This window comes from Synechococcus sp. W55.2 (genome assembly GCF_047461635.1).
Taxonomy (GTDB): domain Bacteria; phylum Cyanobacteriota; class Cyanobacteriia; order Thermostichales; family Thermostichaceae; genus Thermostichus.
This window is the reverse complement of record NZ_JANSHM010000087.1, coordinates 1-9,896: the sequence shown is the minus strand read 5'-3', so window position 1 is coordinate 9,896 and position 9,896 is coordinate 1. Positions and strand designations below refer to the sequence as shown.

The 9,896-nt window shown below is 57.6% G+C and carries 11 protein-coding genes; 7 read left to right on the top strand and 4 right to left on the bottom strand.

Translation table 11 applies throughout. The features are described from left to right. From NW828_RS12965 to NW828_RS12955, 3 genes are all read left to right on the top strand, one after another. Positions 1-195 (top strand): hypothetical protein (locus NW828_RS12965; RefSeq protein WP_414384292.1); only part of this gene is annotated, 195 nt, incomplete at its 5' end. Between the two features lie 169 nt (positions 196-364). Beyond that, entirely contained in the window at positions 365-571 is a 207-nt protein-coding gene (locus NW828_RS12960) for a hypothetical protein (RefSeq protein ID WP_011432020.1), read from the top strand. 40 nt (positions 572-611) lie between these two features. Then, positions 612-839, top strand: a complete 228-nt coding sequence (locus NW828_RS12955) for a hypothetical protein (RefSeq protein ID WP_414384291.1) — start codon at positions 612-614, stop codon at positions 837-839. A 153-nt stretch (positions 840-992) separates the two neighbouring features. Here NW828_RS12955 and fba read toward each other — a convergent pair whose 3' ends face one another. Then, entirely contained in the window at positions 993-2,072 is a 1,080-nt protein-coding gene (fba, locus tag NW828_RS12950) for a class II fructose-bisphosphate aldolase (RefSeq protein WP_011432022.1), read from the bottom strand. 409 nt (positions 2,073-2,481) lie between these two features. Between fba and NW828_RS12945 the strand changes: the two genes are divergently transcribed. After that, positions 2,482-3,078 carry a hypothetical protein gene (locus NW828_RS12945; RefSeq protein ID WP_414350535.1) on the top strand — a complete coding sequence of 199 codons (597 nt, stop codon included), beginning with the start codon at positions 2,482-2,484 and terminating at the stop codon, positions 3,076-3,078. 35 nt (positions 3,079-3,113) lie between these two features. On the opposite strand, the gene murI is transcribed toward NW828_RS12945, so the two are convergent. Then, positions 3,114-3,977 (bottom strand): glutamate racemase, encoded by an 864-nt coding sequence (murI, locus tag NW828_RS12940; RefSeq protein ID WP_414384289.1) that lies wholly within the window; start codon positions 3,975-3,977, stop codon positions 3,114-3,116. A gap of 176 nt (positions 3,978-4,153) precedes the next feature. Then, positions 4,154-5,965, bottom strand: coding sequence for an N-acetylmuramoyl-L-alanine amidase (locus NW828_RS12935; RefSeq protein WP_414384287.1), 1,812 nt, complete (start codon positions 5,963-5,965; stop codon positions 4,154-4,156). A 198-nt stretch (positions 5,966-6,163) separates the two neighbouring features. Here NW828_RS12935 and NW828_RS12930 point away from each other — a divergent pair, with 198 nt between their 5' ends. The 3 genes from NW828_RS12930 to NW828_RS12920 all read left to right on the top strand — a co-directional run bounded on the left by NW828_RS12930 (position 6,164) and on the right by NW828_RS12920 (position 8,668). Next, on the top strand, positions 6,164-7,210 hold the full coding sequence (locus tag NW828_RS12930; RefSeq protein ID WP_414384285.1) for a hypothetical protein: 1,047 nt from the start codon (positions 6,164-6,166) through the stop codon (positions 7,208-7,210). 435 nt (positions 7,211-7,645) lie between these two features. Then, positions 7,646-8,251 (top strand): precorrin-6Y C5,15-methyltransferase subunit CbiT, encoded by a 606-nt coding sequence (gene cbiT, locus NW828_RS12925; RefSeq protein ID WP_414332185.1) that lies wholly within the window; start codon positions 7,646-7,648, stop codon positions 8,249-8,251. 198 nt (positions 8,252-8,449) lie between these two features. Then, positions 8,450-8,668: a hypothetical protein gene (locus NW828_RS12920; RefSeq protein WP_414384284.1), complete on the top strand. Its 219-nt coding sequence runs from the start codon at positions 8,450-8,452 to the stop codon at positions 8,666-8,668. A gap of 291 nt (positions 8,669-8,959) precedes the next feature. Here NW828_RS12920 and ubiE read toward each other — a convergent pair whose 3' ends face one another. Beyond that, the gene (gene ubiE / locus NW828_RS12915) at positions 8,960-9,736 is read right to left on the bottom strand and encodes a bifunctional demethylmenaquinone methyltransferase/2-methoxy-6-polyprenyl-1,4-benzoquinol methylase UbiE (protein WP_414384282.1); all 777 of its coding nucleotides are present in this window, start codon (positions 9,734-9,736) and stop codon (positions 8,960-8,962) included. Positions 9,737-9,896: the final 160 nt, after the last annotated feature.

Below are 9,896 nucleotides of genomic sequence, written 5' to 3'. Positions count from 1 at the left end.
CCGAGACGACTGCGCAAGGAGCCATCCATGCGCAGCGTGGTAGGAATCTCCAGCCTTCAGGCCGGGGAGGATGTCAATTTCCCAGTTTCACCCTCCTCTCTGGCTCAGCTTGGAGCCAATGGCCTCATCGGCAAACCCTTCAACGCCGCCACCCTGGCTGCGGACATCTGTGCTCTGCTGGGCTGGGATCCCTGACTCAACCCTGAACCCGCCCCAAAGACCCCTGGGATCCCACCGATATCCGCCAAATCGCGTAGAAGAAACGTACAAATTGCCTACGTAAATCCTCGATGTTTCTCTGTACTTCCACTGATCTCGAGGCTATGATAGGGGCATGAACGTTAGAAATACGGAGGAAACACAGATGCAAGTCAGTGAAGATCTAACCCTGGACTACCGTACTTACCGCATAGCAGCCCTATTGAGCGAGAGCTTCTCTTTGGGAGCACTGCTGGGAGTATCCCTCAAGTGGCAGAACGATGTCTCCTCCGTGAATGAGCCGCGGCCCAGGGCTTCCCATCTTTCCCTGCAGGACATCGAGCAGCGCTACCTCACCTCTTGGCAAAGATAGTCTTCTCCCTTCAAAAACCATCTCTCAAACAGAACCAGCCATGAATACAAGTCTTGACTCTGTTACTCTGCCCTCCAGCATCCAAGAAATCGTGGAGCAGGTGTTCCGCAGCGGCTTCCTCAGCTTGGACCAAGAGAACCGCATCAATGAGCTGCTCTTTCAGCGGCGCTACTCTGAGGCTGACCTGGAACTGTTGGACTGCCTAACCTTGGCGTTGCTGAACCATCAAATTGAGACGGAAAAACGTTCTGCGGCAAAAGCTGCCTGACCCCCAAAACGCATCAAGTTCCTCCAAAGCAAAAGGGGATCCCCGCTGGATCCCCTTATTTGTCCAATCTGAGTCCAGTGACCTAACTGATCTCCAAGGAAAACCCTGGAAGCGCCCCGGCAAGCATTCCAGAGTTCTTGCAGGATGTGGGGACTAGACCGCAACGGTCTTCTTCACCTGAGCCGCCAAAGCTCCAGAAGCATACTTGGCTGCCATCTCATCCAAGGTAACCACCGGAACTTTGGTGCCATGGCCAGCACAGCCGAAGGCAATGTAGCGCTCAGCACAGACTTTTTGCATTTCCTTGATGGAAGGCTTGAGGAAGTGGCGGGGATCAAACTCTTTCGGATTCTCGGCCAGAGCGCGGCGCACGGCAGCTGTGATGGCCAGGCGGTTGTCGGTGTCGATGTTTACTTTGCGCACTCCATTTTGGATGCCCCGCTGAATTTCTTCCAGCGGCACACCGTAGGTCTCGGGAATGGAGCCGCCGTATTCGTTGATGATGTCGATCAGCTCCTTGGGCACGGAGGAGGAACCGTGCATCACCAGGTGAGTGTTGGGCAGGCGGCGGTGGATCTCGGCGATGCGCTCCATGTCCAGAATGTCGCCGGTGGGCTTACGGGAGAACTTGTAGGCGCCGTGGCTGGTACCAATGGCTACGGCCAGCGCATCCACCTGAGTTCGCTCCACAAAGTCCACCGCTTGGTCGGGGTCGGTGAGGAGTTGGTCATGGCTGAGCGCCTCTTCCGCACCGTGGCCATCTTCCGCTTCCCCACGGCCCGTCTCCAGGGATCCCAGGCAGCCCAGTTCCCCTTCCACACTCACCCCGATTGCATGAGCCACTTTCACCACCTCGGAGGTAACGGCCACGTTGTACTCGTAGCTGGCCGGGGTCTTGGCATCTTCCTTGAGGGATCCATCCATCATGACGCTGGTGAAGCCGTTGCGGATGGCGGAATAGCAGGTAGCCGGGCTGTTGCCGTGGTCTTGGTGCATGGCGACGGGGATGTGGGGGTAGGTCTCCACTGCCGCCAGGATCAGGTGCCGCAGAAAGTTCTCGCCCGCATACTTGCGTGCCCCTCGAGAGGCTTGCAGGATAACAGGGCTGTTGGTTTCATGGGCTGCCTGCATGATTGCTTGGATCTGCTCCATGTTGTTGACGTTGAAGGCAGGAATGCCGTAGCCATGTTCGGCGGCATGATCCAGCAGCGTCCGCATTGCAACGAGAGCCATCGGTTACCTCCTGAGGTGCTGACCTAGTGCGTATGAGATTTGCTTACCGTTGATCTTATGCTTACCGTTGATCTTATCTTAAGGTATTTTTTACGTTTTGCGGGATCAGGCCGTGGGGATCTGCGCATCTTGCCGAGGGATCTTTGCAACCATTGGCCGCAATGCTCGCGCTCAGACGCAACAGGCGCACCGACATCTTCAGGTACAGTGGGGAGGGGCAAGACTGTTGGGCGCTTGCATCGAGGATGGATCTGCCCATGCCCGCCTAATTGATCTCTTACCTCAATTGATCTCTTTCAGTTTTGTGTTGTTCGCCCGGAGGAATGGGAACGTGCGTTGCGATCGCTGGCCGGTCTTGGGTGCAAAGCCAACAAGGGCTCTGTCCTGCTGGGGCAAAAGGCTGCGCTGGGTGCGAGGAACCGGTTTGGCAATGGCCTGCTGGGCAGTGGCGGGCCTTCGGTCGGCAGCTTGGGGGATCCCTGGGCAATCTCCGGATCAGGTGGCGGCCTGGGTGAGGGACAATCCTGTGCTGCGGCCCCGTCCAGGCGAAACCCTGAACATCAACCGAGTGGAGCCGGATGGATCCCGCTTTACGTTCTTGGCTTCGGTGGCTCCACCGGGACGGATCATCAACCCGCTGGATCGGGAGACGATTCGCTCGGAACGGATGACGTTCTTTCGCCCCCAAGGACTGACAGCAGAGGATCTCTTTCAAGCCATTCGCGATGTCTATGGGCCGGAGATCGCCGCCGATCTGGATCAGGCGGTGGAGGTGATTCGCTACCCGTCCCCAGAAGCTCTGGCAAGCAGTCCGGGCTATACCTTGGCCCTTGCCATCCAAGGGGTGGTGCTGCGGGGAAACCAATTTGTGTACTGGCTGGAGCTGACGCAAAACCCCGATGGCCGCGTGCAGCAGGGGCAGGTGTGGGTGTTCCAAGAGGAATGGCTTCCCAAAGTGGAGGGGGAGCTGGCGGAGCGCTTCCCCTTGCAGGTGATGACCCGTTGAGGGGCCCCCAATCTTTTCCCCAAGAAGAGAGGCGTTCAGGGACGGAGGAAAGCCGGCAATTCCACCCGTTCTACCTGGGGCCGAAAGCCCAACCAAGGGGCGGCCAACTGGGCAAACCGCTCTGGATCCCCACTCACACAGAAACGGTGGGGTTCCTCCTGGGCAGCGGTCGAGGGGCGGCGCAAGCCCCATAAGCTCAATTCGCGGGCCAGGGATCCCACCAGCGCCATCCCTGGATCTACCCGTTTGACCGAGGACGGCAGCAAAGGCTTCAGGATTGGATCCAGCAGGGGGTAGTGAGTACAGCCATAGACAAGAGTATCGATCCCCTGTTGCAACAGCGGTTGCAGGTAGCGTTCAGCCGCCTGTCGCAGAGCAGGGCTATCCAGCCATCCGGCTTCAATGAGAGGGACGAACTCAGGGCAGGCCTGCTCCCAACAGTAAACGGGGTACGGAAAACGTTTGGGATCCAGAGCGCTGTACTCTTGAATGGCTCTTGAGTAAGCGCGACTCTTGACCGTGGCCACCGTGGCGAGCACCCCAATGCGGGATCCTTGGGCCAGTGCTGCCTGGGCGCCGGGTAGGATCAACCCCAGAACGGGCAGGGCAAACTCCTGCCGCACGTGGTCCAGAGCCAAGGCCGAGCTGGTATTGCAGGCCATCACCACCAGCTTCACCGGCTGTGCCTGCATCCATGTCAGAATTTGCCGCACAAAGGCCAGGATCTCCTCTGGCGAGCGTTCCCCATAGGGCAACCGCGCTGTGTCGCCGAAGTAGATGAGCCGTTCCTGGGGGAGCCGGCGGCGTAAGGCTCGCCAAACCGTCAGCCCGCCCAAGCCGCTGTCAAACACCCCAATTGGCCAACTGGGATCTGGCTCTGACTTCCACTCCCACTGCATGCTCCGTTCTCCTCAACACCTTGGCCTAAGCTGCTGTATCCTACCCTGCTTTCGAGAATCTCGGCGACAGATTCCCTGCCTTCCCTCTGAGATCAACTGGGCCAACTGGATCGTCAATTCGATCAGTTAAGGATCAATTGAGAGATCCGATAGACATGAACAAGCTCAGCCAACGGCTAGCGACTGCGCAAGAAAGTCTCAATGCCATCGGCAATGGCCCGCGCCAAAATAGCCTGATATTCGGCAGTGGCCAATTTTCGCCCCTCGGTTGGGTTGGTTACGTATCCCAACTCCAGCAGCACGGAGGGCATACCCACAGGTGTTTCCCGCACCACAAAAAAGCGGGCTCGTCTCATCCCCCGGTCAGCAGCACCGGTGGCCCTGACCAAGCTGCGGTGCAAGATGGCGGCCAGCTCGGCGCTATCAGGTCGCAGGTAATAGGTCTCGATGCCGTGAATGCCGGAGCGATCCAGGGCGTTGGCATGAATGCTCACCAGCAGGGCAGCATTGGCCTGAACGGCCATATCCACCCGCGGTTGCAGCAGCACTTCCCGGTCATCGGTGCGGGTCATCACCACCCCGTACCCCCGCTCCTGCAGCAGTCGTTGCACCTGGTGGGCAACGGAGAGCACGATGTCCTTCTCCTGGATCCCATCCACCCCGATGGCACCGGGATCCCGTCCCCCGTGGCCGGGGTCGATGGCAATGACCGTCCGGTTCAGAGATTGGGGGGTGGAAGGGGAGGCAGGGCCGGGCGTCTGCGGCTGAGGTATTGGTGGAGGAGCATTCAGAGGTCGCAGCTCCAAGGTAATGCGGCGGGATCCCTGGCCGGGGTTGGGCTCGAAGACATTGAACTCCTCGGCGGGCTGCACCAGAATGCTGACCGTGCGGGCATCTTCCTGGACAAAGCGGATCCGCTCCACCGGCCCTCCAACCGGCAAGCCGGGATCCGGCATAGACTGGGGCAGGCGAGCGGGCGCCACGTTGATGCGGTAGCCACCACTCTCGGGATCCCAGCCGGCCCGGTAGAACATGAATCCATCGGCGCTGATGATCAACTGGTTGCCCTGGAGCTGAACCGATTGCAACGTGGCCAGCGGCCCACTGCTGTTGACAGAGCTGACCTCGGGCAAAAGGCTGGCCTGGGCAGCACCCCCGGCAGGCTGGATCCAGATCCCACCTCGCTGTGGGTCGTAGCGGGCTTCCCAGTCGCCACCGGAGGAATCCACATCCAGCACTACCCGAGCAACGGTGGGCTCAAACTGCCCGATACGCAGCCGCGAAACCCCCAGACGGTTGATGACATAAGCTCGCTGGGTGAGGGCAGGGCTGAGGGTGGTGTTGAGAAAATCCACCACTACCCGATCCGGATCGAGGATGCGCCGCACCGTAGTGGAGGGGCTGCCTTGGGTACGGATAAAAAAGCCTTCTGCTTGCGGGGATACCTCTAAAATTTGATGGCCGGAGCGAGGAGATGGGGTGGGTGCCGGGCGTCGGGGAGGCAGTGTCGGCAAAGGCGGGGACGGCGGGAAGGGATCCCTGGAACCTCCCAATAAGCCGGCAGATGAAGGGGGAGAAGAAGAGAGAGATCCGGCCTGGGTGAATTGAACAGCCCAGCGAGAGGGGCCGGCAGTGAGCAGTTGCAGGTGGTTAAGGCTGAGGGGCTGATCCGGCTGCAGATAGAGCACAAAACGGGTGATGGTATCCGTAAGCTGGCTAATCTGCAGAGAGGCGACACGGCCTGCAAAGGTCTGGGTCTGGGGCTCCCGTCCGAAGCGGGTGTTGGGAAAATCCAGCACCACTCTGGGGGGGTTTTGCAGAACAAACAGGAAAGGCCGCACCTCGCCCTGGGTGTTAACTTCCAGCCGCCCCTGCTGGGGGTCGTAGTACCAACGCTCAATGCGCGATAAACCTGGGGCTGTAATCGCCTGAGCCTGGACAGATTCCGGGGGAAACAGCCCTGCCCCCGCCAAGCTCAACAGCAGCATCGCCCCCCATATCTGCCTTGACCCCGGCTTGCCAAATTCGGGCATGACCTTCCATCCACTCCCCACACCTGCAACTATACCAACCTGCTTTCGGAGCAGCCTGAGAAGGAGCGCAATTCCGCTCTTGCTTGCGGGGCCAGAGGATAATGGGCGTATCTTCTCCATCCCACTGCTTGTTCTCCGGCGAGGTATCTTGGGATGCCCAAACCACCGGATCCCCTAGCCCTGGCCCGAGCTGGACACGCCCAGTCAATTGTGCAGGTTGTGCGGATGGAGCTGCTGCGGCGTCGCTGGTGTGCTCAGGTAGACTTTGCCGACGAGACCCTGCACATTCACCTCATCGGATCCCCTTATCGGCCTCAGCTCTCCCCCCAAGTTGCCGCCGCCCAACTGTTTCTGATCCTGAAGCAACTGCGGATTCCACGGCTGGATCAAGTGGAGATTTGCGCTTTCCGCGGCTCACGCTTGCTCTGGCGGCAGAGCCTAAAGCTGGGATCCCGGCAGCGTTGGGATCGGTTTTCCTTCGATAACTGGGCAGTCAACGCTTGGGCTTACCCGGCTGCGTTTGCGGTGGCCCTGATGGTGAACAACATAGGCTTGTTGCAGTTGTTGCATTTGCCTCTTCACATTTGGATCCACGAATTTGGCCATGCCACCGTCGCCTGGTGGAGCGGGTATCGGGCTTTGCCTCTGCCCATCGGCTGGACAAGCGTTAGCTCGCAGAGGGATCCCTTTGTGTATTTTGGAATCCTCTTTTTACTGATTCTACTCTTCTGGTCAGCCCGCAAGGAGCGGATTGGGTGGCTGCAGGTGCTGGCCATCTTTCTTGCTCTATTGCAGTTTTACATGACCTGGCTGATGCCCAATCGCACCTGGGAGATGTTGTTTGTCTTTAGCGGCGTTGGAGGAGAATTTTATCTCAGCACCTTTCTGATGGCCAGCTTTTATTTTCCCTTGCCAGATCGCTGGCGATGGGATTTTTGGCGATTTGTCGTGCTGGGGATCGCGGCCAGCAGCCTGTGGAGAAGCTTTTGGGAATGGCACAGCATCAGACTGGGATTGGCCGAGGTTCCCTGGGGAACTTTGTTGGGCGGCCAAGGAGATGCCAGGGGGGATATGAACCGCCTAAACTACGACTTTGGCTGGAGCACCGAATCAAATTATCCAAACCTACACTTTTTTAGGGAACCTGTGTGTTTTCGTCGTATTGAGCCTATATGTTCTATTCCTGTTGCGGGCAAATGATGAGATTTGGCTGTATCTGCGAGCAAAGCTTATTCTTTGGATGGATGGTTTGATAGGCTCCAGTTCAAGGAAACGTTCTTAAGATCCTCTTGTACTGAACATTGCCCCAACTACAACTTTTTCCGGCAGCGCCAGCTACATCCAGTGCAAAACTAGCTCTCGGGTAACAGGGATCCCGCTTGTCTCCAGAACTTCCCTAGTGTCCAACTCGATTCCTCAAGGGGGCAGGATCATTTTGGTTTTGGACTGCAGCTTTGCCGGTTGGGAATTGCTCCAACCACTCCGTTGAGCTCAGAGGGCGTTTGTGGTGCCCATCTGGGCAATGATTGGGCGGGAGAAGCGGCACCCCTATCAGGTTGGAGATGGCCTGTTGAGCATTCGCTCTATGCTGAGGGATATGTATAGACAAACTTCCTCTGCAACGGTACTTTACCCATGTCAGCCGCCTTCTCTTGGCCCTACCGCACCCCAGGGATCCCAGACTCTGCCTTTGAACGCATCCCAGGGATCCCGATGAGCCCTCGTGAGGTGCGCGTGTTGGTGCTAAGCCAGTTGCGCCTGGGAGAGAACCACTGCCTGTGGGATATCGGCGCCGGAACCGGCACAATTGCCATTGAAGCGGCTGTTCTATGCCCCAAAGCTCGCGTGATTGCCATCGAGCGAGATGCCGAGGTAGTCAGCCTAATCGAGAGCAATTGCGAGAAATTTGGCCTCACCAACGTGCAGGTGATTCAAGGTACTGCCCCCGATTGTCTGCAACACCTTTCTCCGGCACCGGATCGCATCTGCATTGAGGGAGGCCACCCCCTACGCGAGATCTTGGAAGCCTGCTGGAGCCATCTCAGCCCCAACGGGCGGGTCGTGGCGACGACCAACTCTTTGGATGGGCTCTACGGCCTTTCTGCCGGCCTGGCCGCTGTGCGGGCTCATCATGTGGAGGTGATTCAATCGGCGGTGAACCGCCTGGAACACCGCGGTCGGACTCAAATGCTGCTGGCATTGGATCCCACCTTTGTTTTAAGCGGAGAAAAAATGAGTTAAGTTTTATATGACCTGTTTACATTTTTTGGTAGATCTTTTCCCAAGGTGATGAATAAAAGCAGATTGGTCTGTCTCGAATGTCTTAAACTGGCAAAAAAGATTGGGCCACCACAAACCTTAAGCTATACTGATGTTTCTCGATCCCAAACTCAAATCTGCTTTTATACCAGATTAAGAGAGATGGGAAACCCAAAAGCTATGGTTCAATTCCAAAACCCCTTTCAGGAATCACGGGAAGTCAGGCTGCGGCAACTGTTGATTCGGGAGCGCTGGCCGGAAATGCTGAAAGGCTGCCGGGCTTGCATCCATTGGGACGACTTCAAGCGACCGGAATGCTGTGGTGATTGCGGCATCGGGGATCGACGCAGGCAAGCAGTAGCCGAAGAAAGCCCACCCAGCAAGTCCCCAGGCATTTAGGGTTCGCAAGCTTCCCAAATTGGGATCCCAGCTCTTGTGGTGGTTTGTAGTAATTTTTACCTAGGGAGTTTTACCCAAAAATTGGGTCCCAAGCCCAGTCTTCACATCTGTCTGCAGCCAGAGCAAACCAGCAAGGTGGGAAGGCAACGAGCGCCTCTCGCAGGATCGTTATATCGTTGCTCCCTAGCCTCTCATCGCGCCAGCGGGACGGAGTCCTTTCGCGCCAGCGGGACGGAGTCCTTAAACGAGACCCTGTCGATCTAGGCCCCTGGATCCCGCTCTGGACAAGGGTTATAATCGGCGGGAGTCGCTTCCCTTCGGGGAAGTGGAATTAGTGGAATTAATGGAAACAATACGAAACTTCTCAATCACCAGTACCCCCATCATGCCCCACGCTAGGGGGTAGAACTTGGCACTGGCAAACCCTGCCTGCAGGGCCATTTGTCGTTGCTCTTCTCCAGAGGGAAAGCGATCTAGGCTGGGATCAATGTAGGCATATTCGGATCCCAGTCCCAAAGTTTTGGCCTGGGCAACCACCTGAGTGTTCAAGTACCAGCGCTGAAATTGTTCGCAAAGAGGGATCCCTGTGGGGCGGTGAAAATCCAAAATGGCGGCACGACGTCCTGGCTTCAGTACTCGCCTAATCTCTCGCAAGGCTTGGGGAATATCGGTTACATTGCGCAAGCCGTAGCCCATGGTAATGGCATCGAAGCTACTGTCGGGAAAAGGTAAGGCCAAGGCATCTCCCAAAACCCACTCCAGGGAGTAGCCAGGGAAGAGCCGGGAGCGACGCCGGGCAATCGCCAGCATGGCGGGAGAGAAATCTAGGCCCACCACATGTCCCCTTTGTCCTACTCGGCGGGCCAACTGCAGAGCCAGATCACCGGTTCCACAGCACAGATCCAGCACATATCCTCCTGAGCTGGCGCCCGACCAACGCACGGCCATACGCTTCCAAACCTGATGGAGGCCCAGGCTCAAGGTTTGGTTGAGGGAGTCATAGTGGGGAGCAATGCGGTCAAAAAGCGCTCGGATTTCCTCAGGCTGTTCAAAGGTTGGGCTAGGCACCTCTTCTCAACTCCACCTCATGTTCCCCGTACAAACTTTGTTGCTCCTGTTGCTCCGCAACGCTACGTGACCGGATCTGTGGTGTAAACTACCCGACCCTGACTGCTTCGCAGTACGGGGCGGGCTTTCGGTAGCCCTGCAGTTGGCAAGCCAACCACGG